The sequence below is a fragment of the Rhodoligotrophos defluvii genome (assembly GCF_005281615.1).
Taxonomy (GTDB): Bacteria; Pseudomonadota; Alphaproteobacteria; order Rhizobiales; family Im1; genus Rhodoligotrophos; species Rhodoligotrophos defluvii.
In genome coordinates this window covers 1,483,543-1,507,122 of record NZ_SZZM01000001.1, presented here as the reverse complement: position 1 = coordinate 1,507,122, position 23,580 = coordinate 1,483,543, and the positions used below count along the sequence as shown (strand labels likewise).

Here is a 23,580-nt window from a genome sequence, read left to right as displayed (position 1 = left end):
CGGATAGGCAGGCGGTCGTAGAGGTCGCTGGCTTCCCCCGTGTGGCGACGCCAGGACTGACCGTGGCGGTTTTTCACAAATGGGATTGTTGCCCGAGGCCATTGATCCTGAGGCAGTTATCGCTTCCTCCGCCGGCGGACTGAAGGTCGAGCGGATGGAGGAGGAAAACCAGGACTCAGAGGGGCCTTCTTTTCCTCCCGTGTCCGAGAAGATCCCATTTGATCTGAGCGCGCTTCAGTATGTCGTGGCGGCGGCGGACTATCGCAGCTTTCGGCGGGCTGCGGAGGCGTTGGGGCAGTATCCGGCGACAGTGAGCCGGGGCGTGCAACGCATTGAGGATGTGGTGGGCGTTTCGTTCTTCGAGCGATGCCCTTCCGGAATTTGCCTGACGGATGCCGGAGAGCAATTTGTCGCCGCCGTTCGTCCAGCGATTGACCAGATCATGCGAGCGACCCGAACCGCCGGTGCTGCGGGCCGCGGTGAAAGCGGAAGCCTGAGCATCGGCGTCCTGACATCGCTCGCGGGCGGGTTTCTGAGGGAGCTGATTGAACAGTATGCCTTGTCACATCCAGGGGTAGCCATAGAGATCAGGGATGGAGGAAGGGCCGAACACATAGCCGCACTGCGGTCCCGGCAACTGGATATCGCTTTCTTTACCGGAAACGGCGCGATCGCCGATTGTGAAACCGCCGAACTCTGGCAAGAGCGAGTGCATGTTGCGTTCTCGGCGGATCATCATCTAGCCGAGCGTGAAACGATTGAATGGTCGTGGCTCCGCGACCAGAAATTCCTGGCAACGAAATGCGCGCCCGGACTCGAAGTCCACGATTACATCGTTCGTCGCTTGGCGGATTACAGCACCTATCCCGCCATCAAGATCATGCCATGCAACCAGGAGACCTTGATGAATATGGTCGCTATCGGCAGGGGCATAACCGTGGTATCGGCCGGCTGGAGCTTTGTTTCAGTCCCCCGGCTCGTACTGCGACCTCTGGTCGAGGACGAAGACATAGTGCCGTTCAGCGCAGTGTGGGCACCCGGGCGGGATAATCCGGCACTTCGGCGTTTTCTATCGCTAGCCTCAAAACTGGCGTCCAAAGGCTCTGGAGACCGTCTGCGGCTTATCTGATCTTGTCGGACGACGTCCGGGATCACTATCAGTCGCGATTTCGGCGAGCTTTGGCGAACCCCCGGTCGGTTGCCATAAACCGCTCAAGCATCGGAACAATGAGCTTTTTGGGGTCGATGACGGGTTGGCCGGATTCACGACCAAGCGCCTCAGCATAGGCACTGAGGTCACGGTGCAGAGCGCCGGGCAGATCCAGAGTTATCTTTACAGGCTTATCCTCGGCGATCGGGCCGAGCTTCAGTTTGGTCATTGCGCTGCTCCATAGGGTTCGAGCACCAGGTCGCGAGTGACGATCACCCGGACCGGGAATCCCGGCCGGATTGTCAGGGTGGGCGCGACCTGCAACTGACGGCGGATGATTTGCTGGCCAGCGTCATTGATGGTGTCTTGGGCGCCGTCACGAATGGCGCGGATCAGACGGTCCTCATCGTCGACGGCGATCTCGGCGCCCACGGCGAGAAGGGTCGACAACCCGGCGGCTTTCGCAAGGTCCCACCAATGGTAGTCGACGCCGTCCTCAAGGCCGGCATAGCCTTGCGTGTCGGCGCCGGGCTGGCGTTCCAGGACGATAGAGCGTCCGTTCGGCAAGATCAGCCGGTTCCAGACTAGCAGCACGCGGCGCTGTCCGAAGCCGACATCATTGCTGTATTCGCCGATGATGCGGGTGCCTTGGGGGACGAGCAGGATGCGGCCGGTGGGACTATCATAGATGTGCTCGGTCACCTGGGCGGTGATCTGGCCTGGAAGGTCGGAGCGGATGCCGGTTATGAGGGCGGCGGATATCACCGCGCCGGCCTGAAGCACATAGGGCGATGCCGGGGCCATGACGCGATCTGGCGCGACCGTGCGCCGATCGACAGCAGCGTTCAGGAAAGCGCTCTGCCGCTCTTGGGCGGTTGGTGTTCCCATCTGACCCGGCAGGCCGAGGCCCGCCAGCGACGGACTGCTCATGGCTGGGGTTGCAGGCGGCGCGCCCGTTCCAGGTCCTGTTTGGAAGAACACCCGGCTCGTTCGAGCTGCTTCCTCCTCGGCGAGACGGCGTTGCTCCTCGGGATCGACCTGGGGTGTCGCCATTGCTGGCGGCACGACGGGCTGGCCGCGGTTCTGGGCGTCGAGGATCGGACCGCCGAGATCGCCTGGCAAAGGCGGGCCGAGGACCGGTCCGGTATAGTCGCGCGGCAGTCCCGCAAGACCATCGGCAGTGGTTCTGTTCTCCGTGGAATAGAGCTCCTCGTTGCCAGGCCCGCCTTGGCGCGTCTGCAACGCATAAATCAGCGCGCTGCCGATGCCGATGCTGGCGACGAGGCCGACACCAGCCAATACCTTGCGGGACAGCCGGGTAACGCGCGGGGGCTCAGCGCGCAGCCGCATGGTCGAGGTTGACTCTACAGTGGGACCGGCGGGCGCCAGGCCGTCATCGCGGTTATCTTCCTTGTTGCTCATGACGCTGGCCTCCCGTCGGTGCGGACAATCCTGACGGTTTGCTGGCGGTCGCCGCTGCCGAGTCTCAGCTCGGCTGCGCCGAAAAGACGATCGACGATCAGGATGTGCTGGAAAATGCGGCTGTTGACGATCTGCGCTTCGCCATCGGAACCAATGACGAACAGCGGCGGCATCTCGCCCTGCACGATGCCGCGCGGGAACTCGACATAGACCCGCCGTCCGTCATCATAGACCGACACCGGCCGCCAGGGCGATGAATCGCCGGTCAAGCCGTAGCGATAGTTGCGCGCCGAGGCGACGGGGATGACGGGCGTCGCCGGGACGCTCTGCCTCTGACCTGCGGGCGGCTGCGGGTAGGCCCAAGCGACGGCGGGCATATATGGCGCTTCGCCGGAGCGCAGCTCGATCATGTAAACCCGCCGATCGGTCGTGATGACGAGGTTGGTCGTGATGTCAGCGCGACTTGGTTTGACGAGGATATGGACGCGACGGGTCGCGCCGCTGCCGCTTTCGGTATCGCCGATGATCCATCGTGCCGTGTCGCCAGCGGCGATGGGGCCGGCCCCTGTCAGGCTCTCGCCTGGCTCCAGCGCGATATTGGTGATCTGCCCGGGCGCGGCATAGACCTGATAGAGCGCGCCTTCGCTCCACGGATAGATCTGGATCGAGTTGAAATAGCCTTCGCGGCGAGGCTGAACGCGGGCGGCCGAGTTGGCGTTCTGGACGCGCCCCTCCGGGGTGTTGGCGGCTGTCCCCCCTCTTGCCGGCGTCCATGCCGGAGGGACATGCAATGGCCTCGGCTGCGCGTCCGTGACGACTGCCGGCACGGCGGGCAGCGGCGGCACGTTCGAGTCGTAACTGATTTGCGGCGGCCGATTGGTCGCGCAACCGGCAAGTACGGTCGCGGAAAGCAGAACGATCGCGAGGCCAGATCTGGATAAAACCTGAAACGCGGATTTGCTCATCGGAGGGCGGCTCATTGGCTCATCTCCCGCGACCAGTTGATGGCATTGACATAGATGCCCAGAGGATTGGCGCGGAGGCGTTCTGCGTCGCGCGGCGTCTGGATGACGATGGTCAGGATGGCGGTCCAGCGTTCCGTTCGGGCGAGCTGGCCGTTTTCATAGTGACGCTCTGTCCAGGCGACACGGAAGCTATCGGGGGAAGCCCGGATCACACTTGAGACTTCTACGGCGACTTGCTGGCGGCCGACCCGTGTGAAGGGGTCGTTGGAACGGGCGTAATCGTTCAGCGCTGCGGCTCCGCGATCAGTGGTCCATTCATAAGCGCGAAGCCAGTTCTGGCGCACAATGATGGCGTCAGACGGAATCGCGCGGGTCTGTTCGATGAAGCGAGCAAGGTGGAAAGCGATCTGAGGGTCGTTGGGCCGATAGTCCGCGGAGGCTGGCGCGACGGTTTGCGCTTGGCCAAGATTATCGACCTGCACGACCCAAGGCACGACGGTCCCGCGAGCTGACTGCCAGACCAGGGCTGCGGCAAACCCCGCCGTGAGAATCAGGCTGCCGAACGCCATGTAGCGCCAGTTCTTCGCCTGCACGCGGGCCGAGCCGATGCGTTCGTCCCAGACCTGAGCTGCCTTCTGATATGGTGTTTCAGGCTCGGGTGTCTTGCCATAGTGGGTAGCGGGTCGTTTGAAGAGGCTCATGAGCGATCACTTTCAGAAAGGTTGACGGAAGAGCCGCCGCCATGGCTGTCGCCGGAGCGCACGGCGTGACCGGCCGCTGAGACGCCGTGGCTGAGGGCCTGGCTGCGTTTCATGCGCTTCGCCCAGTCAGGGGCTCCATCTCGCGGAGGGCTGGCGGAAGCGTGGGCAGCGTCGGCGCCGCCGATGGTCCCCATGGTCGAGGACCCGCCGGTGGCTCCGAAACCGGCCTTCGCGCCTTCGGCGAAGCTGGACTTGACGCTTTCGCCAGCTTTCGTTGCGGCGCGTTTGAGCGGCGATGCGGCAGCCGAACCTGCTGCGCGTGCGACGCCTCCGAGGCCCGAGGCCACGCCCGACGCGCCAGTCTGACCAAGAGAACCGAGACTGTAGGCCGAGGATGCAGCGCCGACAGCGGCAGCGCCACCACGCACGGCGGCGGCTCCACCGGACATGGCGGCGGCGCCGCCTTTGACGGCCAGGCCCGCTGCACCACCTGCGGCCAGCGCCGCGCCGCCGACGGCAAGCCCCGTGCCGACTGCGGCGCCGGCGCCGAGCTGCGGACCGCCTGAGACGAGGCCGCTGGCGATGCCAGGACCGAAGATTCCCAGGCCGAGCAGCGAAAGCGCAGCGAGGACCACGGCCATGGCCTCGTCAATCGTAGGGGTCTCGCCGCCGAAGCCAGCGGTAAACTGGGAGAAGAGGGTCGATCCGATGCCGATGATGACGGCAAGCACCAGGACCTTGATGCCGGATGACACGACATTGCCCAGCACGCGCTCGGCCATGAAGGCGGTCTTGCCGAACAGCCCGAAGGGTATCAGCACAAAGCCGGCAAGCGTAGTGAGCTTGAACTCGATCAGCGTTACGAAGAGCTGCACGGCCAGGATGAAGAAGGCGAGAAGCACCAGAGCCCATGCGAACAGCAGGCAGGCGATCTGGATGAAGTTCTCGAAGAAGGCGATCCACCCCATCAGATCGGAAATGGATTCGAGCAGTGGACGGGCGGCATCAAGGCCGGTCTGCGCCACCTTGCCGGGGCGCAAAAGATCCTGAACGGTGAAGCTGGTGCCCGAACCCTTCAGACCGAGCCCGGCGAAACTGTCGAAAACGATGTTCGCCAGATTGTTCCAGTTGCCGATGATGTAGGCGAAGACGCCGACGAAAAGTGTCTTCTTTACAAGGCGCGCGATGATGTCGTCGTCAGCTCCCCAGGACCAGAAGAGCGCTGCCAGCGTCACGTCGATGACGATGAGGGTTGTGGCGATGAAGGCGACTTCGCCGCCAAGCAGGCCGAAGCCTGAATCGATGTAGCGGGTGAAGGTCCCGAGGAATGTGTCGATGACGCCGGTGCCGCCCATGGATCACTGTCCTTGATTCTGAGGTGGGGCTGTGGGCGCCGGCGCACGGCCGAGGAAGCGGTCGCGGGTTTCGGCCCAGACGCGCATGCAGTCCGCATCGCTTGCGGCGCTTTGACCAAGCTGCTGGCACCGGCGTTGAGCCTCGCGCAGGGGATCGCGCACGGGCTCTGCGAGACGCGCGGGCTCCTCTGCGGGAGCTTCCTCCTTCCGGGTCATCTCGATCGCCGTCGCAGTGATCGCGATGGCGACGAAGACGACCGCGCCGAGCCGTGCCAGCAGCTTGCCATCCAATGCTCGCGCCCTCAGTTGCCGTTGTTGAACATCTGGGCGTTGCCGGGCTGATAGCCGGAGCCAGGCGTCAGGAACCGGCGGCGTTGTTCGCGCCCCTGTTCGGCTGCGGCAGCCCTTTCTGCTTCGGTCAGCGCCCCGGCACGTCCATCGGCCGCAAGCAATGCGACAAGATCGGAGAGCTGCTGCGACTGGAGAGCGAGAAGCTGGTTGCCGGCCTGGGTCGCCTGGAGCGCGCCTGTCGCCCCCTGGCTTTGGCCGACCAGCGTCGAAACTTCGGCGCGGTTCGTGTCGATGTTGCCGACCACGCCGGCCTGGACGCGCATGGCGTCCTGCAGTCCGCCCACGGTGTTCTGCCAGCGTGAGCGCGCATCGGCGACGAGCTGTTGTTCCGTCGTCGACAGTGAGACATTGCCGTATTGTTGCTGAAAGGCCCGATCGATGCTCTGAACATCGAAGGCGATGTTCTGAGCCTGGCTCAGAAGCTGTTGCGTGCGCTGAAAGCCCTGTTGAAGCTGCTGGAGCGAGGAATGCGGCAGGCTCGCAAGATTGCGCGCCTGATTGATGAGCATCTGCGCTTCATTCTGAAGCTGTGTGATCTGGTTGTTGATCTGCTCCAGCGTGCGCGCGGCAGTGAGCACGTTCTGCGCGTAATTGGACGGATCATACACGATCCGTCCGAAGCCAAATTGAGCATGCGCCGGAGAGATGAAGATCGGCGACAGGGCGACGGGCATCGCCAGCATTGTCGCGGCCATGAATAGTGCGCGCGAGCGGGAACGATGGATGGTCATGATGTAGTCTCCTTGGGGGCTGGGGGAACGAGATTGGCGAGATCGGGGATAAGGTCGGCAGCCCAGTCGACGCCGCGCAGGCGCAGCCATGCGGGGAGGAATCCGTCCGGCCCATGCTCGGCGAAGATCCTGGCGATGGCCGTCTGATCGGTTTTGGAGGAAGCCGCGGTGAGCGCGAGGCCCACTTCGGAGAGGCCCAAGTCGAACAAGCGGTTGCCGCGTCGCGACTGGCAGTAGTAGTCCCGCTTCGGGGTGGCCCGCGCGAGGATCTCGATTTGCCGATCATTCAATCCGAAGCGACGATAGATGGCGGTGATCTGGGGCTCGATCGCCCGTTCGTTAGGCAGCAGCAGCCGCGTCGGGCAGCTCTCGATGATGGCCGGGGCGATCGCCGAGCCATCAATGTCGCTGAGCGATTGGGTGGCGAAGATGACCGAGGCGTTCTTCTTGCGCAGGGTCTTCAGCCATTCGCGGAGCTGACCTGCGAAGCCTTCGTCATCAAGGGCGAGCCAGCCTTCGTCGATGATCAGCAGTGTGGGCGATCCGTCGAGGCGGTCGCCGATGCGGTGGAAGAGATAGGCGAGAACGGCGGGCGCAGAGCCTGTGCCGACAAGGCCCTCGATCTCGAACGCCTGCACCGCTGCATGCCCAAGATGCTCATTCTCGGCATCAAGAAGCCGACCATAAGGCCCGCCGACGCAATAGGACCGCAAGGCTTGCTTGAGATCGTTCGATTGCAGCAGCACGCACAGGCCGGTGATGGTGCGTTCTTGGACAGGGGCGGAGGCGAGCGACGTTAAGGCGGACCAGAGGTGTTCCTTCACCTCTGGCGTGATCTGGATGCCTTCGCGCATCAGGATGGCGATGAGCCAGTCAGCGGCCCAGGCGCGTTCGGGCACGTCATGGACGCGCGCGAGAGGCTGAAGTGATACGGAAGACTCGGCGCCGTCCGTCAGATCACCGCCAAGGTCGTGCCAATCGCCGCCCATCGCCAATGCTGCGGCCCGAATGGAGCCGCCGAAGTCGAAGGCGAAAACCTGAGAGTTTTCGTAGCGGCGGAATTGGAGCGCCATCAGCGCCAGCAGCACGGACTTGCCCGCACCAGTCGGACCGACGACGAGTGTATGGCCGACGTCTCCGACATGAAGGGAAAACCGGAACGGGGTGCTTCCTTCGGTCTTGCCGAACAGCAAGGGGGGCGACCCGAAGTGCTCGTCCCGTTCCGGCCCCGCCCACACCGCTGAAAGCGGGATCATGTGGGCGAGATTGAGCGTGGAAATCGGCGGCTGCCGAACATTGGCGTAGACATTGCCCGGCAGCGAGCCGAGCCATGCGTCTACGGCGTTGATAGTCTCGGGCATGGCGGTGAAGTCGCGGCCCTGGACCACCTTCTCGACCAAACGCAGCTTTTCGTCTGCGATCCGCGGGTCGTTGTCCCAGACGGTGATCGTCGCCGTGACATAGGCCTGGCCGGCATAGTCGGCCCCGAGTTCCTGGAGCGCGAGATCGGCGTCTGCGGCCTTATTGGCTGCGTCGGTGTCAACGAGGGCGGATGCCTCGTTGGTCATGACTTCTTTCAGGATTGCGGCGATGGATTTGCGCTTGGCGAACCATTGCCGCCTGATCCTGGTGAGCAGCTTGGTGGCGTCGGTCTTGTCGAGCAGGATTGCCCGTGTCGACCAGCGATAGGGGAATGCAAGACGGTTCAGCTCGTCCAGGATTCCGGGTGTCGTCGCGGTGGGGAAGCCGACGATCGTGAGGATGCGCAGATCGGAATGTCCCAGACGCGGCTCAAGCCCACCGGTGAGCGGCTGATCGGCGAGCAGCGCATCCAGATAGATCGGCGTTTCGGGGACCCGCACCCGATGACGGTTGGTTGAAACGCAGGAATGCAGATAGGTCAGCGTCTCGGCGTCATCGAGCCAGCCGCATTCCGGCATGAAACCATCGAGCAGCGACAGCACCCGGTCGGTGCGATCGATGAAGCCGCGCAGGACTTCGTGCGGATCGACGCCGCTTCGGTCGCGTCCTTCATAGAGCCACGCTTCGGTCCGCGCCGCATCTTCGGCCGGCGGCAGGTAGGTGAAGGTCAGGAAGTAGCCGGAAATGAAATGAGCGCCGGCTTCTTCGAAGTCGGCCTTACGCTCGGCATCGACCAAGGCCGAAGCCGGATCGGGAAAACGGCTCTTGGGATAGGTCGAGGCTTCGTGCCGTTGCGCTTCAACGAAGATCGCCCAGCCAGAGCCGAGCCGACGGAAGGCGTTATTGAGGCGTCCCGCGACCGCGACCAATTCGGCCGCAACGGCACTGTCGAGGTCGGGGCCGCGGAAGCGTGCGGTACGCTGGAACGAACCGTCCTTGTTGAGGACGGCGCCGTGGCCCACCAGAGCCGCCCAAGGCAGGAAATCCGCCAGGCGGCTGGCAGTGCGGCGATATTCGGCAAGGTTCATCATGGGCGGTGCTCCCTCAGACCGACAGGTGGCCGGGGATGCGCAGATGCCTCCGCCCGACCTCGACGAAGAGCGGGTCGCGCTTGGCGGCCCAGACGGCGGCGAAGTGGCCGACAACCCAGATGGCAAGGCCGACAAGCCAGAGGCGCAGACCGAGGCCGACGGCGCCGGCCAAAGTGCCGTTCATGATGGCGATGGAGCGCGGGGCGCCGCCGAGCAGGATGTGCTCGGTTAGCGCCCGGTGGACCTGCACGGTGAAGCCCGGCACCTCGTCGAGCTGTTCCAGCCTCCCCGCCATCAGACGAGCGCCCCGCCGCCGAACGAGAAGAAGGAGAGGAAGAAACTGGATGCGGCGAACGCGATCGACAGACCGAACACGATCTGAATCAGACGGCGGAACCCGCCGGACGAGTCGCCGAAGGCCAGTGTGAGGCCGGTGACGATGATGATGATGACCGCGACGATCTTGGCGACCGGGCCCTCGATCGATTGCAGAATCGATTGAAGCGGCGCTTCCCAGGGCATGGACGAACCGGAAGCGTGAGCGGCCGGGGTGAGGATCAGGGTCGCATAGGTGACGGCTGCTGCTGCCGTGATATGGTGGCGGATGCGCCGGGCGTGACGGATCATGAGGGATCTCCTGTTGGGCTTGAGGCTGAGGTTGCGGGAGTGACGCGGTAGTCGCCGTCCGGGCCAAGGCCATCGACGCGCGCAAGTTCGGCGAGCCGGCGTTGCGAGCCACGACCAGCAAGAACGGCCACAAGGTCGATGGTCTCGGCGATCAGCGCCCTTGGGACGGTGACGACGGCTTCCTGGATGAGTTGCTCGAGGCGGCGCAGCGCACCGATCCCTGTGCCGGCATGGATGGTGCCGATGCCGCCCGGATGACCCGTTCCCCAGGCCTTAAGCAGGTCGAGAGCTTCGGAGCCGCGGACCTCTCCGATCGGAATGCGGTCTGGGCGCAATCGCAGTGAGGACCGCACCAGATCCGACAAGGTGGCGACACCGTCTTTGGTGCGCATGGCGACTAAGTTGGGTGCGGAGCATTGCAGTTCGCGCGTGTCCTCAATGATGACGACGCGGTCCGTGGTCTTGGAGACCTCGGCGAGCAACGCATTGGTGAGCGTGGTCTTGCCGGTCGAGGTGCCGCCGGCGACAAGGATATTGGCCCGAGCGGCGACCGCCCCGCTCAGAGCCTCGGCCTGGTCCGCCGACATGATTCCGGCGGCCACATAGTCGTCGAGCGTGAAGACTGCGACGGCAGGTTTGCGGATCGCGAAAGCCGGCGCCGCAACAACTGGGGGCAACAGACCCTCAAACCGCTCCCCCGTTTCGGGCAGTTCGGCCGACACCCGCGGATTGCCGGGATGGACCTCGGCGCCGACATGGTGCGCGACGAGTCGCACGATCCGTTCGCCATCTGCGGGCGCCAGCCGCTCGCCTGTGTCAGACAGACCTTCGGACAGCCGGTCGATCCAGAGCCGGCCGTCAGGATTGAGCATCACCTCGACGATCGACGGGTCTTCCAGAAACCGCGCGATGGCCGGTCCAAGGGCTGTGCGCAGCATGCGCGCGCCGCGCGTGATCGCTTCCGATTTCTGGTGAGATGCCGCCATGTCGTCCCCTTGCGGCCAGGGACCGTTCAGCCGGCCCTGGATCGGGGACGATTAAAAGAGCCCGAAGTTGGGCTGATTCAACAAGTCTTTGTCGTAGTAGTAGCGTAGAGTGCAAATACAGGCGAACGGCGGAGCGGACTTCGGGAAGATTCGAAGAGGGTATAACTATTGCTTCGCTTCTGGCGAATCGCCTTCGCCAGGTTCTAGGTCAGGAGCCACGTCGTCCGGAATCTCCCGTAGGAAACTCTGACCCTGCTGTAGTCGTCGCCCGATTGTCTCAATGAACCCTTCATAGCGTTCGCGGCCTTTTGCCTGCGCAGCGGCGTTGGCGTCGCCGGTCAGCGGCGGTGTGACCGACAGCCAGAAGCGAACGTATAGCGCTAGCGTCTCGGCGGTGATGCCGAGATCGCGTTCGATGCGCTGGATCTGCCTTGTCATACGGTCGAGACGGCGTGTGAGGGCGGCTTCGCGCTTGTCTGCTCCATCTGGCGAGAGAAACGATGCGACTGCGGCTTCGACGATCGCCGAGCGTGAGATTTTCTTTCGGTCAGCAAGGTCGGCGATCTGGCGCAGCATCTCGGGCGGGAAGTATACGTTCATCCGGTCGCGCATGGCTCAGAGCTCCATATTGTCGTTGGGGTCCATGGCGACCTGGCGCGCGATGCCGCTCATCTGGCGGCGAAGCGCTTGCCGCTGGCGCGCGGCGTCCTCGGGTTCGTCGTCGAGCAGGGCTTTGAACTCGTCGGCAGGGTTCGGATCGGTCGTTTCCTTGACGATTGCGACATGGTCGGGAAGCTCGGGCTCTCGACGAAGGCCGCTATTGGCCGCGTCTTGCTCGGCCTTCTGGATCTCGGCGAGCAGCGCAGCGTCCGGCGCCTGCGGCTTCAGCTCTGTCCACGCATCCTTGCGCGTCGTGCGACTGGTTTTAGCCGGGTCTGGTGGGGGCAGTACGCGCTCGACGAAGCGCTTGTCCTCGAAGTAGCGCGCCTTGTTGGCCCGGATCGGCGGGGTCGCCGCCAACATGACGATTTCATCGTTGGGCGGAAGCTGCATGATCTCGCCGGGGGTCAGCAGCGGACGCGCGGTTTCAGAGCGCGACACCATGAGGTGACCGAGCCAGGGCGACAGACGGTGCCCGGCGTAGTTTTTCATCGCCTTCATTTCTGTGGCGGTGCCGAGCGCATCCGAGACGCGCTTTGCGGTGCGCTCGTCATTGGTAGCGAAGCTCACGCGGACATGGCAGTTGTCGAGGATCGAGTTGTTGGCGCCGTAGGCCTTTTCGATCTGGTTGAGCGACTGAGCGATGAGGAAGGCTTTCATGCCGTAGCCGGCCATGAAGGCGAGCGCGCTTTCGAAGAAGTCGAGACGGCCGAGAGCCGGAAACTCGTCGAGCATCATCAGGACCCGGTGTCGCCGGGCCTTGGTGTGCAGATCCTCGGTCAGGCGGCGGCCGATCTGGTTGAGCACAAGCCGGATCAACGGCTTGGTGCGCGAGATGTCGGATGGCGGGACCACCAGGTAGAGGGTCGCCGGCCGCGCGTCCTCGATAAGGTCGGCGATGCGCCAGTCGCAGCGGCGTGTCACCTCGGCGACAACGGGATCGCGATACAAGCCTAGAAAGGACATGGCGGTAGACAGGACGCCGGAGCGCTCGTTGTCGGACTTGTTGAGCAGTTCGCGGGCCGTCGAAGCGATGACAGGATGCGGGCCGGCCTCGCCGAGATGTGGCGTGGTCATCATCGCCGCCAGCGTGGTTTCGATCGGGCGCTTCGGGTCGGACAGGAAACCTGCGACGCCGGCGAGGGTCTTGTCCTTCTCGGCATAGAGGACGTGAAGGATGGCGCCGACCAGCAAAGAGTGACTGGTCTTTTCCCAGTGGTTGCGTTTCTCCAGCGAACCCTCGGGGTCGACCAGGACGTCAGCGACGTTCTGGACGTCGCGCACCTCCCACTCGCCGCGCCGCACTTCAAGCAAAGGATTGTAGGCGGCCGATTTCGGATTGGTGGGGTCGAACAGCAGGACCCGACCGTGCTTCGAGCGGAAGCCGGCGGTGAGCTGCCAGTTTTCGCCCTTGATGTCGTGGACGACGACGGAGCCCGGCCAGGTCAGCAGGGTTGGGACGACGAGGCCGACACCCTTGCCGGATCGGGTCGGAGCAAAACACAGAACATGCTCCGGTCCGTCGTGGCGAAGATAGTGACGATCGAGCTTACCGAGGACGACGCCGTCAGGGTTGAGCAGGCCCGCCGTCTTCACCTCCTGCGGTTTCGCCCATCGAGCCGAGCCATAGGTTTCGATATTTTTCTGTTCGCGGGCGCGCCACACCGACATGCCGATGGCGACCGAGATGGCGATGAAGCCGCCTGATGCGGCGATGACGCCGCCCTTGGCGAACACGCCCGGCGCATAGGCGTCGAAGAAGTACCACCACCAGAAGATCGCCGGGGGATAATAGATCGGCGTGCCGGCAAGCTCGAACCATGGTGTGCCGAGCTGGGCCTGATAGCCAAGTTGCCAGGCGACATATTGCGTCGCGCCCCAGGTGGTGAGGAGGATGATCAAAAAGACGGTAAGGATCTGGCCCCAGAGGATTTTGGTGGCGGACATTCGCCGGGTCCTTTCTTGCTGCTTGTGGTGCTAGAGGCCCAGGCCGCGCTGGCGGCCCAGGCTCCACTCGATGCCGCCATGCCCCTTGGCGACGCCGGCGATATGCTGGCCGAGCTTCTTTTCGAGCGGCGGTGTCCAGGGCACGAGCTGGAAGCCGAGCCCGTTGTCGATCATGGCGAAGCGGCCCGAGGTGAGCGCGATACGCTGGCGATAGACACCGGCGACATGCTCGCCGGCCTGCGCTTTCTGGTACGGCAGTCCGTGTTCGCTCTGGAGCTTCGTGCCAACGGCATCGAGCTCGCGCTGTCGCAGCGTATTGAGCAGATCACGTTGCAGCAGGATGCGTTGGCCCTGCCGGCGGGCAAGGCCCTCATCGGCCAGATGCTCGGCGCGCGCCTGCATGGCGTCGCGCACCTCGGCGCCGAAGCCTCCCATCGACATGGGCATCGCCTCGCGCTCAACCAGGCGATGATCCAGCCAGGTCGCGCCCGGCGCCGTGATCTGGCGGTTGAGATCGAAGTCCGATCGGTTGGCGAGCGCCAGCGTCGGCCGGGAATCGTCGGGGCCGCCGAAGCGACGCACCTCGACGATGCCGCCAATCGGGGGCGCATGCTCGAAGGCCTCGATCCCGCGGAAGCGGACATGGTGCGCGTGGCCGTCCGTGCCGTCGATCACCGCATAGGCTTCGCCGGTCAGCTCGTCATGCAGGCCGCGATCGACCAGGCGGCCGATAACGGGTGAACCCGCCCCGCCGCCGTCGATCGTGTAATCGCTGACGCCGCGATCCTGACCACGCTCGGTGAAGGCGCGGTGCATGGTCTTGATGATGTCGCCGCGAATGCCGAGATCGCGCAGTGTGCGTTCGGCCTGCAGCCCGACGGTCCATTCCCCTGGAGAGCCTTGTGCCGCGAGCTCCATCCTTTCGAGATGCTGGAGTCTGCCGATCATCAGGCGGCGCAGCGAGGGATCGGCCTTGCCGTTCGCCTCGGGGCGCAGGTCGATAAAGCCGGTCTCGTCGGCGGCGATGCGGATTTCAACATCGAGCCGTGTCCAGCGCTGGGCGGTGACTTCCTTTTCCAGCGCGTTGCGGATTTCATGTTCGGGCCTGGGGCCGAGCTCGATGGAGACAAGATCCTCGGCGCGGGAGCGCAGGCCGCGGCTGATGTAATCGCGCGAGATGACCAGATCGGCGCCAGTCTCGTCGACGCCGCGCACAAGCAAATGCACATGCGGATTGTCGGTGTTCCAGTGATCGACGGCGACCCAGTCGAGCTTGGTGCCCAGATCCGATTCCATCTGGTTGGCGAGGTCGCGGGTGAACTCCCGCAGATCGGTCATCTCCCCCGCGTCTTCGGGAGAGACGATGAATCGAAAATGATGCCGGTCATCCCTGCATCGGTCGGAGAAGGCGAGATCGTCGGCGCGCTCGTTCGTCGCGTCGAACAAGACTCCCTTCTCCCCGTCACGGCTGACGCCTTCGCGTTTCAGGTAGGACATATGAGCCGAGAGTGACGCGGCGCGGAATGACTTGCCCTGATGGCGGACCACGCGCGCCTTGATGACGACACGGCGCGAAGCGCTGAATATGCGCGAACGGCTGAAGCTGGTTCGTCCACGCCCGAAGGTTGAATGACCACGGCCGGCGCTTCTCTTGGCGGTCTGCCCTTCGCCAGAGCTGTGCCCGGCCTTCTTCGAGGCCCTCAGCACTTGATTGATGAAGCTCTTAGACTTGGGTGCGCGCGTGGATTTGATGCGTCCTGGGCGAACGCGGAAATCGCTGTCGCCTTCGCTCATGGGAGGACCTCCCGAGACGGCGCGAAGGCGCACAGTGCCGAAAACACTGTTGAAATCGCTGGGTAAAACAGCAGTCGCGGCACGCGACCCGACCGACCGGCACGCCAAAAGACAAGCCATGTCAATGGCTTGTGCGAATTTGGCGAGGCCCTTTTATCTCGCCGTCCTGCTGTCGCTGCTCTCTGCTCCTCCCACCCTTCCGCACAACGCTCTCGGGAACACGCCAAGCTGCGCCATGATGCGAACCGGCTCATTGCGGGTCTCCATCATCGGCACGGGCAACGAAAATGCTGCCGTATTGCGCAGAATTGGCGGGACCTTCGCCCAATGACGGCGCAGTCGGGGCGTCGTTGTCTTGCGGTTCGGATGTCGTTTTGCGCGCATCCAGACCGTGGGCTGACGGCGTGACGAAGAGCGGCGCTCGTCGCCAAGCGTGCGGGTCGGCGGCGGCAACGGCGACGGTCCCCGGTGCGGGTGGCGACAGGTTTGCCCCGCCGATCAATGGCGCGAGCGTGGCGACATAGGCGCGGGTTTCTGCCGGAAGGGGGCGGCCCGCGAGGTATTCCTCATAGCGTCCGGGTCCAGCGTTATAGGCTGCAAGAAAGCCCGGCGACCCGTAGCGATCGTACATTTCGCGCAGATAGGCCGTACCAGCGATGATGTTGTCGCGCGGGTCGAACGGATCGCGTCCAAGGCCATAACGGACGCGCAATTCCGCCCAGGCGGCGGGCATGACCTGCATCAGGCCCATTGCGCCCGCCGATGAGACGGCGCGCACGTCATCGGCGCTTTCGACGCGGCGCACCGACCTGATCCAGTGTTCGGGAATGCCGAAACGCTGCGAGGCTTCGGTCACGAAGGCGGCGTGAGGGTCGCGGATTGGCTGCGCGATCGACGGGGCGCTCTGCGCGAGTACGGCGAGCGGCGGCGCGGCGGAAACAGACAGGCCGGAAAGGAGGAAGAGGATGACGCACCGGGCAGCGCGAGGCCGCCCGGTTGACATCGGCGATGCGGGCTTGGTGCGAGCGATCCGCATGCGCTATTCCCGTTCGCCGCGCTTCTGAGGGCGGCTCCAATGCAAAGACCAGGAGGTCGTATCAGCCCCGTTCTGGAACAGGCGGGCACGGATCGGCTGCGCAAAGCTGGGGTCGTCGATCAGCAGTGAGAGATATTCGCCAGCCTTTTCGCTGGACTCCGTCCAGGCCGCGCCGATCTCTGGTGCGTTGTCATCCGCGCCGTGATGGACGCGGTAGCTCGGCGCGTTCTCGACGTCCGAAGGATCGACGGGAACGATGGTGATCTCGCGAAACAGGGTGAGCGTATGAATGCGGCCGGTGAAGCCGGATTCCTCGCGGGTGAATTCGCCGATTTGCGGCATGGCGGTTTCCTTTCAAGATGCGGTGGAGAAGGATTGGGCGAGCAGTACGCCCGCCCCAGGCTGGGCGATCACCGCGTTGGCGCCCGCCATTCGAAGCGGCCGTGGCCGTCCTCGTCGGTCCACAAGGGAACCGCGCGGCCGATGACGGCGCTGGCCGGGATCGGGCCGAAATAGCGGCCGTCCAGACTGTCGGGAATGTCCCAGTTCATGAGGAAGACCTCGCCGTCCGCGACGATGCGGCAGCCCTGCCAATCGGGGAGCGGGCGGTCGATGCGGTCGCGTTGGAGAGCCGTTCCCATCGCGACGCCGTCGACACTGATCAGGACGCCGGAGCGGCAGACGGTCTGCCCGGGAAGGCCGAGAACCCGTTTCAGGAGCGGCGTGTCGCGCGGCAGGTATCCGCCGTCGGCGAGAAAGCTCGCAATCGGTTCCGGCGCAGCGACGGCGACCAGATCGGTGACTTCGAGCCGCTTTGCAGGTTCGACCGAATAGAAACCGATCGGGGTGCTGGCCGAGGCATTCCAGATGAGTTTCGTGGGGGCGTCGATCCACGTCGTCACGGCGATCGCGCTGGACGCTACAAACGTCGCCATGGCCCATTTGAGGTCGGTCATGGCGCGATCCTCCGGCGCTTAAGCCACGCCTGGTGCTGATCGCGCGAGTAGCGGCGTGCGTCCTGGCCGGCGCTCAGTCGGTTGTGTACATGCCGCCAATAGTCTGGCGCGGCTTCGGCCGGATCGAGCGAAAGGGCCTCGATCGCGTCGATGAGCTGCAGCACGCGTTCGACCTTCGGCCAGCTTTCGATCTTGAGCAGGATGTCGCCGCCGGGGCGCACAAAGGGCAACGTCTGATAGGCTTCGCCGGGCGTGATGGCGCGCACGATATCGATGCGCGAGATGATCGTGCCGAAGTCGTTGGACGCCCATCGGACGAAGGCGAAAGTCGTGCCGGGCCTGAAGGAGAGGACGCGGCGGCGGCGATCAAGGATCGTCTCCTGCACGTCTTGGCCGAACCTGATCCAGTATTCGATCTGCTTTTCCACCCATGTCAGCTCGACGTGGGTGAGACGGTCGGTTTGGAAAGACGACGGCATCGAGCCGCCGCGCATGCGGGGGGCCGCGATGCCGGTCATGACGGGTCTCCTGGCGAGTGGGGGAATTCGCGCGCGAGCAATTCGCGAAGCATGTCGGCGACGGTGACGCCGCGTTGAAAGGCGGCGATCTTGATGCGACCGCGCACCTCCGGCGTGACGTCGATGGTCAGCCTTGCGGTGAAGCCCGTGCTGGAAGCTGGACCGGGCGACACCGGTTCAGCGGACTTGATCCAGTCGTCTGGGTCGGAAGGACGGGCGACGAAGCCACGCCGGGCGCTGGCTTTGGTCATGGCGCCAACCTCCCGACTTCCGCAGTCAGGGCGGCGATCTCGCGCGCGGCCGCGCTATTGTCGTCGGCCTCAAAAACGAGGCGTCCGGACTGCGCCAGGTCGGCGAAGGCGACACGCTGGCCGATCGTCGCCGACATCAGGGGCGGATCGTGATCGGCCAGTGTCTCGGCGGTCTCGCGGGCGATGACGGTGCGTGCAGCGCAGCGGTTTAGTACGAAGCGGGCGAGGAGTTGCGGCCGATAGATTCGGGCCTCTGCGAGCAGCGCCAGCATTTCGGCCGAGGCCCAGCCATCGAGAGGTGACGGCTGCACAGGGATCAGGACAAGATCGGCGGCGAGCAGCGCCGAACGCATAAGACCTGCAACGCGCGGTGGTCCGTCGATGACGATGTGATCGGCGTCACGCGCGAGTTCGGGCGCCTCGCGATGAAGTGTGTCGCGCGCCAAGCCGATGACGCCGAACAGGCGAGGCAGGCCCTCGCGGGTGCGTTGCTGCGACCAGTCGAGCGCCCATCCCTGCGGGTCGGCATCGATCAGGGTGATGCGCTTGCCTTCACGCGCCCATTGACCGGAGAGATGCAGCGCGAGCGTCGTTTTGCCGACGCCGCCCTTCTGATTGAGAAGCGCGACGATCATTTCGCGCCTCCAGGCTCGTCGCCGAAGGTGCGACGCGCGTGGCCGGAAGAGCGGTCCGTACAGGCGGAGCTACGAAGAGCCTGATCGGTTACATGCGCTTGAAGTGATGGCTTTTTGGACTGGTTCGACCGCCTTCCGGCGATGTTTTCCACATCGCGCGCGCGCTCTTCAAAGTTAGATTCTTGGTTAGACTCTAAGTTAAGGGCGCGATTTCGCTTTTTGTTTCCAGAGCTTATACCCTGTTTCGGTTCCCGATAGCACGAGCCTCCGGTTCCCGATAGCACGATAGGTCGGGTTCCTGATAGCACGAGGCCGTCCACAGCTTGTCCACAGGCCGCCGATGGTTCGAAAGCAAGCAGCAACCGGCCGCCGACTTCGACCTCAAGGAACAGCGAGTAGCCGGGCAATGGCTGGCGGCGAATGATGTCGCGCAGCTCGAACGCGAAGCGCTTGAATGGCGAAAGACTGCCGGATTTCTGATGCAGGTGGCGGAAGTCGAAGCGCCAGCCATTGCGTTGTTTGCCGCCATGCTTGCGCACAATGCGGTAGAGCCAGCGATCGAGGCCTCCAGTGAGACCGAAATAGTCCCGGTCGATGGTCAGGACGAGCGCATCGTCGAGAACGGCGCGGTAGAACCAGTCCGGCACGATCAGCTCGATGCCGGCGGGACGCCCCTGGCGATCGGTGCGCTCCTGCCATTCATTGATCCAGGAGAAACGGTGGCGGCGGCCTTCGGCTGCTTGCCGTATCGAGGTTGTGACCGTGGTCGACTGCAGCCGGTCGAGGGCAGCCTTGAGGCGCTGATAATCGCGCATCGATACGCCGCGGCCGATGAAATTGAGGATCTCGTAGGGGGTGGCGGCCATCAGGCGCGAAGTGCGAAGACCTTTGTCGCGCGCTTCGACGATCTGGCTCGCCGCCCAGATGAGGATGTCGGCATCCCAGATTGTGGCCATGCCATGATCGGGAACCGCCTCTACGCGGATGCTCACGTCGCCGGCGACGAAATCGATCGGCGCGGTGCGGTGTGACTTGGAGAGGGAGAAGAACGGATAGGCCATGAGGTCCTGCGCGTCGCGGGGCGCGAAATCGCCAGGGAGCGCGTGGAACAGATCGAGTTGTCCGCGCTCCGGAGATGGGCGATGCCGCGTCGTCATTGAAAAGACCGCGCGGATCAGCGAGCGTGACGGCCGGCATGGGATGCCGGTGCGGGCTCATGGCGTTTCGCGGGCAGCACGCTGCCCCGCGGATCGGAGGTGGACGTCACGGCGCCGCGTTCAGCCCATGCCTCAAGCTCATTGACGGAATAGACGACGCGCCCGCCAAGCTTGCGATAGGCCGGCCCGGTGCCGTAGGTCCGGTGCTTTTCGAGGGTACGGGCCGAGAGACTGAGGAATTCGGCGGCTTCCTTGGTGCGGAGGAAGCGCGGCGGCAGGGTCGCGAGATTGGCGTTCATGGTGGCCTCCGTGGCTTTCGCGGGAGCCGCTGGCGATCAGCGGCGAACGAAGGCCACGGTGGCGAAGAAGAATAGCGAAGGGGGAGTGCGAACTTGGGGGGGGCTAATTCGCACACCTTGCCCTAGTAGCGCAGGTTACGAACGACGGCGATGGCGAAGAAGCTTGCGGTAACCGCCGTCGATCATCGCGAAGCCGTCCTTGACCAGATCGAGGACAGCGTCCCGGAGCGCGGACGTTTTCCAGGGGTCGCTGGCAACGCGTTCAACGCCGAAAATCGCTTCGGCGATCTCGCGATAGTCGGCGTTGTGCAAACGGCCGTCAGCGGCGCGCAGCATGTTCTTGAGACGACGGCGCTGCTGCGCCGTCATCCGACTGTCCTGTGGCACAGGCAGGCCGTGAAGGCTTCGCCAGAGTCTGATCAGTGACTGGACACGATCCAGGCTGTGGGCGTCGAGCGGAATGATGGCGGCGATGGACTGCGTCGGCTCGAGACCCGCTCTCGCGACAAGGTGCAGGCGACCGCTTCCGGTGAGAACCGATATATGCAGTCCTTCCTCTGAACTGCGGCTGATTTCCGAGCGAATATCCTCGAAAATGCGAGGGCTGACCTGCTCAATTTCCGGGGCGGGTCCGATATGGACTACGCTGGTGTCAGCTTCCGGCGTCCAGAAAACAGGTTGTTCGAGTGCATTCAGGCTGGGCCTGGCGGGGAAATCGGAGACCCCAGCGATCGCCGATCGCTTCGGTCTCAGGCCCGAGTTCGGAGGCCATGCGGATGGAGTTTGCGTAGTCGCGCTGGTAATCGAGATTGCGCCGAAGGCACTCCCACGCCAGTGCATCTACATCTGCCCGATCGAGATAGTCGTATGTAGTTGATGATCGCCATTCTCTTGTATCGGGCGTCATTTAATCCTCCCCGTTCAGCGAATACGCGTACAGAGCGAATTGATTCCGGGGATTCTATTTCTTGGGAAGGTTGCAAGGCGCAACAGGCGTTGCACTTGAGACAACACGGGATCTAATGAGGCTGGCCGCGCCTGAGCTGCCGGTAGCCGTGCTCGGTCATCCAGTGTGCGCGAGCCAGATGGCTGTCGTGGATGCGGCGAGCGCGGTCCGGCTCAGTCCTTGGGCAGATGCCGAAAAGAACCTCGGCCGCTTCCCGCCAGTCTGCTCCATCTGCCTCTGCGTCCAGCAGACGAGCATAGAGCTTGATGTGCTGTCGGTCATATTCGGTGAGCGACAGCATGGAAGGGGCTTCGTCGAGGAAATCAATTGTGGTCATTAGTCGGCACGTGACACTCTGGGATGGCGGTTGCTATTCTTAAGCACCATTACAGCGCGACGATGACAAGCGGGAGGCGGTAGAAGGGTGGGAATTACCGGACTCTGCTGCGTTCGGCTGCTTCGTGCACATCGACAAGCATAACCCCTTCGTTGCGGCCCGATCTGATGAAGGCGATTCCTTCGGCCTCAAGCGCTCTGCGGACCTGGTCGCTGGTGCTTTCATACACACGCAGTTCAGCGGCCGACTCCATGCGCTTGAGCGCCGTCAGCGAAACCTTGGCCTTGTCAGCGAGCATCTCCTGTGTCCAACCCAGTAATGCGCGCGCGGCCCGTGTTTGTCGGGAAGTGATCATGCATGATCACCTCCCACCGTGCGTCAACGTCACGCCAGAACTACGGCTATTATAGACGGAGTTGGAGTGGAAAGCGACCCAGAATCGGTGTTCCTAGAGATTTGACGTCTGGTCAGTGGCGGGGGCGATTCGGGCAGTGCTGGGTTCTCTCTCCAAGCCAAGGCGAGCAGGAGAGATTGTTCGAGGCTTATCGTGCTGCCGGGAGACGACGACTCATGCCAGGAACGCCAGACAATTAGGAAATCCCGGCGGCTTGCGCCGCCGGGCTCCCGGTATCCCGCTCAGAACGGGATGTCATCGTCGTCGATGAACTTGCCGTCTTCGTTCTGGGTCTGCTTTGCCCGGCTGAGGAAGTCCACCGTCTCGGCGATGATCTCGCAGCCGTAGCGCTCAACGCCCTGCTGATCGGTCCACTTGGTGTAGTGGATGCGGCCGCGAACCAGAACCTTCATGCCCTTCTCGCAATGCTGCTGGATCGTCTTGCCGAGGCCGTTGAAGGCGGTGATCCGGTGCCACTCGGTGTCCTGGACGCGGTAGCCGTCCTTGTCTCGGACAACCTTGCCTTCCGAGTAGCGGGGGCGCGAGGTGGCCAGCGTGAAGTGGGTGATCGAGGGGCCGCTCTGGGTGTTGCGGGTTTCGGGGTCCTGGCCGATGTTGCCGGCAAGAATGACGATGTTCTGCATTGTAAGTCTCCGTTGCTTCTCGAAGGGGCCATCCCTCCGACGAGACCCGGCCAAGGCCGTCGGGAGACGCCAGCAAGTGCCGCCTTGGCGGCACCTCGCCCTTAAGGCCCGGAGTGGAGCGGGCAGCCGCGCTTGCGCGGCAACACGGTCCGGAGCCGCGGGGGTTGCGGTCGGAAACCGAACGGACTTAGGGGATCAGTCAGTCGGAGGGATTGGCGCCTCGGAAAGCTCACACCGGGGACGCACAGCAGAACCGTTCGTCCTTCCCGGCAACGAGGGCGCTACAGGCCCCGATATGAAACCCGCATCAGCAGGGTGTGCGCCGCCGGGATCGCCGTCACGAGCCACAGCACGCCACCGGTCGGAAGGTGAGCCGGGACCAGGACGAAACGGCTATTGGGCTCCAGGGCGTATGGCGTTGTTCCACCCCGTCGGCCGAAGGTGCGATAATTGCGGGGCTGGAGAGCATGAAGGTGTTTGCGGACGCAACGATACGCACGGGAACGATGCGGAGAGTGGCGACTTGCTAAGGCTGGGAGGGTATCGGCCGATGACCGACTTCCACAGCGGGGGAAAGCAGAGCGAAGGCCCTGGCCGTTACAGCGGTGGCTGCGCCATTCCTCAGAGCAGGATGCCGGAAGCCCGGCGGTGCAAGCCGGCGCAGATTTTTTTGTGACGAGCGACGATTCGCGATCGCATCAGCGAGACAGGACGCCTGTGCCGAGCGCATTGAGATTGAGCATCGCCGCGATGCCGATGAAGAGACCGCCCGCGCCGCCGAGCAGGTTCAGCATAATCGTCGAGTCGAAGAAGTTCTTCGTGACGCCATGCACGAGCGCATAACCGGCGATCATCGCCGGCACAGCGAATACGGCGAGGGCGATGAGCCGCAAGGCCGGGTTCTTGGCAAAGCCTACGACGGCGATGACCAGCGCCACGGATAGCAGCGCCGCGCCGATGGCGGCGAGCGCCGACAGCAGGAAGCCGGCCTCCATTCCATAGACATATTGAAAGGCCGTTAGCCCGACCATGAACGGCAAGGCGTAGATGGCAAAGTTGTAGGCGATGACACAAAGCGCGATCGTCAGGGAGATGGCAAGCAAGATGAGGGTCACGGCAGCCTCCGCATGAACGATTGAGGATCACCACAGGCTGCTGGATAATACGCTCCGCCTGCGACTATGCCAGTTCGCCGTTGCTGCAAATATTCTTCAAGAAAGCCATCAACCTCCTGTTCAGTCAAGTAGAGGCGGCTGGCAGGCCGC

General features: G+C 63.8%; 29 protein-coding genes. 1 reads left to right on the top strand and 28 read right to left on the bottom strand.

Annotated elements, in window-relative coordinates:
* Nucleotides 1-79: 79 nt before the first annotated feature.
* Nucleotides 80-1,129 carry a LysR family transcriptional regulator gene (locus tag E4P09_RS07175; protein ID WP_239025045.1) on the top strand — a complete coding sequence of 350 codons (1,050 nt, stop codon included), beginning with the start codon at nucleotides 80-82 and terminating at the stop codon, nucleotides 1,127-1,129.
* 28 nt (nucleotides 1,130-1,157) lie between these two features.
* Here E4P09_RS07175 and E4P09_RS07170 read toward each other — a convergent pair whose 3' ends face one another.
* The 28 genes from E4P09_RS07170 to E4P09_RS07030 form a co-directional block, all read right to left on the bottom strand.
* Nucleotides 1,158-1,379, bottom strand: a complete 222-nt coding sequence (locus tag E4P09_RS07170) for a DUF2274 domain-containing protein (RefSeq protein ID WP_137388823.1) — start codon at nucleotides 1,377-1,379, stop codon at nucleotides 1,158-1,160.
* A complete protein-coding gene (locus E4P09_RS07165; protein WP_428977701.1) occupies nucleotides 1,376-2,500 on the bottom strand; it encodes a TraB/TrbI/VirB10 family type IV secretion system protein in 1,125 nt (374 codons plus the stop codon). Before E4P09_RS07165 ends, E4P09_RS07170 begins: the two co-directional genes overlap by 4 nt.
* 68 nt (nucleotides 2,501-2,568) lie before the next feature.
* The gene (gene trbG / locus E4P09_RS07160; protein ID WP_137388821.1) at nucleotides 2,569-3,552 is read right to left on the bottom strand and encodes a P-type conjugative transfer protein TrbG; all 984 of its coding nucleotides are present in this window, start codon (nucleotides 3,550-3,552) and stop codon (nucleotides 2,569-2,571) included.
* Nucleotides 3,549-4,238, bottom strand: a complete 690-nt coding sequence (gene trbF, locus E4P09_RS07155) for a conjugal transfer protein TrbF (protein ID WP_010395139.1) — start codon at nucleotides 4,236-4,238, stop codon at nucleotides 3,549-3,551. The genes trbG and trbF overlap by 4 nt, the downstream gene beginning before the upstream one ends.
* Nucleotides 4,235-5,593 carry a P-type conjugative transfer protein TrbL gene (trbL, locus tag E4P09_RS07150; RefSeq protein ID WP_137388820.1) on the bottom strand — a complete coding sequence of 453 codons (1,359 nt, stop codon included), beginning with the start codon at nucleotides 5,591-5,593 and terminating at the stop codon, nucleotides 4,235-4,237. Before trbL ends, trbF begins: the two co-directional genes overlap by 4 nt.
* Before the next feature lie 3 nt (nucleotides 5,594-5,596).
* Nucleotides 5,597-5,884: a putative entry exclusion protein TrbK-alt gene (gene trbK-alt / locus E4P09_RS07145; RefSeq protein WP_137388819.1), complete on the bottom strand. Its 288-nt coding sequence runs from the start codon at nucleotides 5,882-5,884 to the stop codon at nucleotides 5,597-5,599.
* 11 nt (nucleotides 5,885-5,895) lie between these two features.
* Nucleotides 5,896-6,675: a P-type conjugative transfer protein TrbJ gene (trbJ, locus tag E4P09_RS07140; protein WP_137388818.1), complete on the bottom strand. Its 780-nt coding sequence runs from the start codon at nucleotides 6,673-6,675 to the stop codon at nucleotides 5,896-5,898.
* Nucleotides 6,672-9,128 carry a conjugal transfer protein TrbE gene (gene trbE / locus E4P09_RS07135; protein WP_137388817.1) on the bottom strand — a complete coding sequence of 819 codons (2,457 nt, stop codon included), beginning with the start codon at nucleotides 9,126-9,128 and terminating at the stop codon, nucleotides 6,672-6,674. Before trbE ends, trbJ begins: the two co-directional genes overlap by 4 nt.
* A 13-nt stretch (nucleotides 9,129-9,141) precedes the next feature.
* A complete protein-coding gene (locus E4P09_RS07130; RefSeq protein WP_003170524.1) occupies nucleotides 9,142-9,423 on the bottom strand; it encodes a VirB3 family type IV secretion system protein in 282 nt (93 codons plus the stop codon).
* Nucleotides 9,423-9,755, bottom strand: a complete 333-nt coding sequence (locus tag E4P09_RS07125; RefSeq protein WP_137388816.1) for a TrbC/VirB2 family type IV secretion system protein — start codon at nucleotides 9,753-9,755, stop codon at nucleotides 9,423-9,425. Before E4P09_RS07125 ends, E4P09_RS07130 begins: the two co-directional genes overlap by 1 nt.
* Nucleotides 9,752-10,741 (bottom strand): P-type conjugative transfer ATPase TrbB, encoded by a 990-nt coding sequence (trbB, locus tag E4P09_RS07120; RefSeq protein ID WP_137388815.1) that lies wholly within the window; start codon nucleotides 10,739-10,741, stop codon nucleotides 9,752-9,754. Before trbB ends, E4P09_RS07125 begins: the two co-directional genes overlap by 4 nt.
* Nucleotides 10,742-10,906: 165 nt before the next feature.
* A complete protein-coding gene (locus E4P09_RS07115; protein WP_137388814.1) occupies nucleotides 10,907-11,353 on the bottom strand; it encodes a CopG family transcriptional regulator in 447 nt (148 codons plus the stop codon).
* 3 nt (nucleotides 11,354-11,356) lie between these two features.
* Nucleotides 11,357-13,348: a conjugal transfer protein TraG gene (locus E4P09_RS07110; RefSeq protein WP_137388813.1), complete on the bottom strand. Its 1,992-nt coding sequence runs from the start codon at nucleotides 13,346-13,348 to the stop codon at nucleotides 11,357-11,359.
* A 30-nt stretch (nucleotides 13,349-13,378) separates the two neighbouring features.
* The gene (locus tag E4P09_RS07105; RefSeq protein WP_137388812.1) at nucleotides 13,379-15,142 is read right to left on the bottom strand and encodes a relaxase/mobilization nuclease domain-containing protein; all 1,764 of its coding nucleotides are present in this window, start codon (nucleotides 15,140-15,142) and stop codon (nucleotides 13,379-13,381) included.
* A 250-nt stretch (nucleotides 15,143-15,392) separates the two neighbouring features.
* A complete protein-coding gene (locus E4P09_RS07100) occupies nucleotides 15,393-16,178 on the bottom strand; it encodes a lytic transglycosylase domain-containing protein (RefSeq protein WP_137388811.1) in 786 nt (261 codons plus the stop codon).
* A 3-nt stretch (nucleotides 16,179-16,181) separates the two neighbouring features.
* On the bottom strand, nucleotides 16,182-16,520 hold the full coding sequence (locus E4P09_RS07095) for a DUF736 domain-containing protein (protein WP_003167733.1): 339 nt from the start codon (nucleotides 16,518-16,520) through the stop codon (nucleotides 16,182-16,184).
* Between the two features lie 68 nt (nucleotides 16,521-16,588).
* Complete coding sequence (locus E4P09_RS07090) at nucleotides 16,589-17,134, bottom strand: S26 family signal peptidase (RefSeq protein WP_137388810.1); 546 nt, start codon at nucleotides 17,132-17,134, stop codon at nucleotides 16,589-16,591.
* On the bottom strand, nucleotides 17,131-17,652 hold the full coding sequence (locus E4P09_RS07085; protein WP_003167735.1) for a DUF2840 domain-containing protein: 522 nt from the start codon (nucleotides 17,650-17,652) through the stop codon (nucleotides 17,131-17,133). Before E4P09_RS07085 ends, E4P09_RS07090 begins: the two co-directional genes overlap by 4 nt.
* Nucleotides 17,649-17,903 carry a hypothetical protein gene (locus E4P09_RS07080; RefSeq protein WP_137388809.1) on the bottom strand — a complete coding sequence of 85 codons (255 nt, stop codon included), beginning with the start codon at nucleotides 17,901-17,903 and terminating at the stop codon, nucleotides 17,649-17,651. Before E4P09_RS07080 ends, E4P09_RS07085 begins: the two co-directional genes overlap by 4 nt.
* Nucleotides 17,900-18,538: a ParA family partition ATPase gene (parA, locus tag E4P09_RS07075; RefSeq protein WP_137388808.1), complete on the bottom strand. Its 639-nt coding sequence runs from the start codon at nucleotides 18,536-18,538 to the stop codon at nucleotides 17,900-17,902. The genes E4P09_RS07080 and parA overlap by 4 nt, the downstream gene beginning before the upstream one ends.
* Entirely contained in the window at nucleotides 18,535-19,695 is a 1,161-nt protein-coding gene (locus E4P09_RS07070; protein WP_137388807.1) for a replication initiator protein A, read from the bottom strand. Before E4P09_RS07070 ends, parA begins: the two co-directional genes overlap by 4 nt.
* A gap of 17 nt (nucleotides 19,696-19,712) precedes the next feature.
* The gene (locus tag E4P09_RS07065; RefSeq protein WP_003167739.1) at nucleotides 19,713-19,994 is read right to left on the bottom strand and encodes a helix-turn-helix transcriptional regulator; all 282 of its coding nucleotides are present in this window, start codon (nucleotides 19,992-19,994) and stop codon (nucleotides 19,713-19,715) included.
* A 135-nt stretch (nucleotides 19,995-20,129) separates the two neighbouring features.
* Nucleotides 20,130-20,456 carry a DUF2285 domain-containing protein gene (locus E4P09_RS07060; protein ID WP_083825826.1) on the bottom strand — a complete coding sequence of 109 codons (327 nt, stop codon included), beginning with the start codon at nucleotides 20,454-20,456 and terminating at the stop codon, nucleotides 20,130-20,132.
* Between the two features lie 190 nt (nucleotides 20,457-20,646).
* A complete protein-coding gene (locus tag E4P09_RS26445) occupies nucleotides 20,647-20,901 on the bottom strand; it encodes a transcriptional regulator domain-containing protein (RefSeq protein ID WP_083825825.1) in 255 nt (84 codons plus the stop codon).
* A gap of 112 nt (nucleotides 20,902-21,013) precedes the next feature.
* Nucleotides 21,014-21,277 carry a DNA -binding domain-containing protein gene (locus tag E4P09_RS07050; RefSeq protein WP_170984265.1) on the bottom strand — a complete coding sequence of 88 codons (264 nt, stop codon included), beginning with the start codon at nucleotides 21,275-21,277 and terminating at the stop codon, nucleotides 21,014-21,016.
* A gap of 94 nt (nucleotides 21,278-21,371) precedes the next feature.
* Nucleotides 21,372-21,632, bottom strand: coding sequence for a helix-turn-helix domain-containing protein (locus tag E4P09_RS07045; protein WP_029371814.1), 261 nt, complete (start codon nucleotides 21,630-21,632; stop codon nucleotides 21,372-21,374).
* 281 nt (nucleotides 21,633-21,913) lie between these two features.
* Nucleotides 21,914-22,315 (bottom strand): single-stranded DNA-binding protein, encoded by a 402-nt coding sequence (locus E4P09_RS07040; protein ID WP_137388806.1) that lies wholly within the window; start codon nucleotides 22,313-22,315, stop codon nucleotides 21,914-21,916.
* A gap of 698 nt (nucleotides 22,316-23,013) precedes the next feature.
* Complete coding sequence (locus E4P09_RS07030; protein WP_137388805.1) at nucleotides 23,014-23,430, bottom strand: hypothetical protein; 417 nt, start codon at nucleotides 23,428-23,430, stop codon at nucleotides 23,014-23,016.
* Between the last annotated feature and the right edge of the window lie 150 nt (nucleotides 23,431-23,580).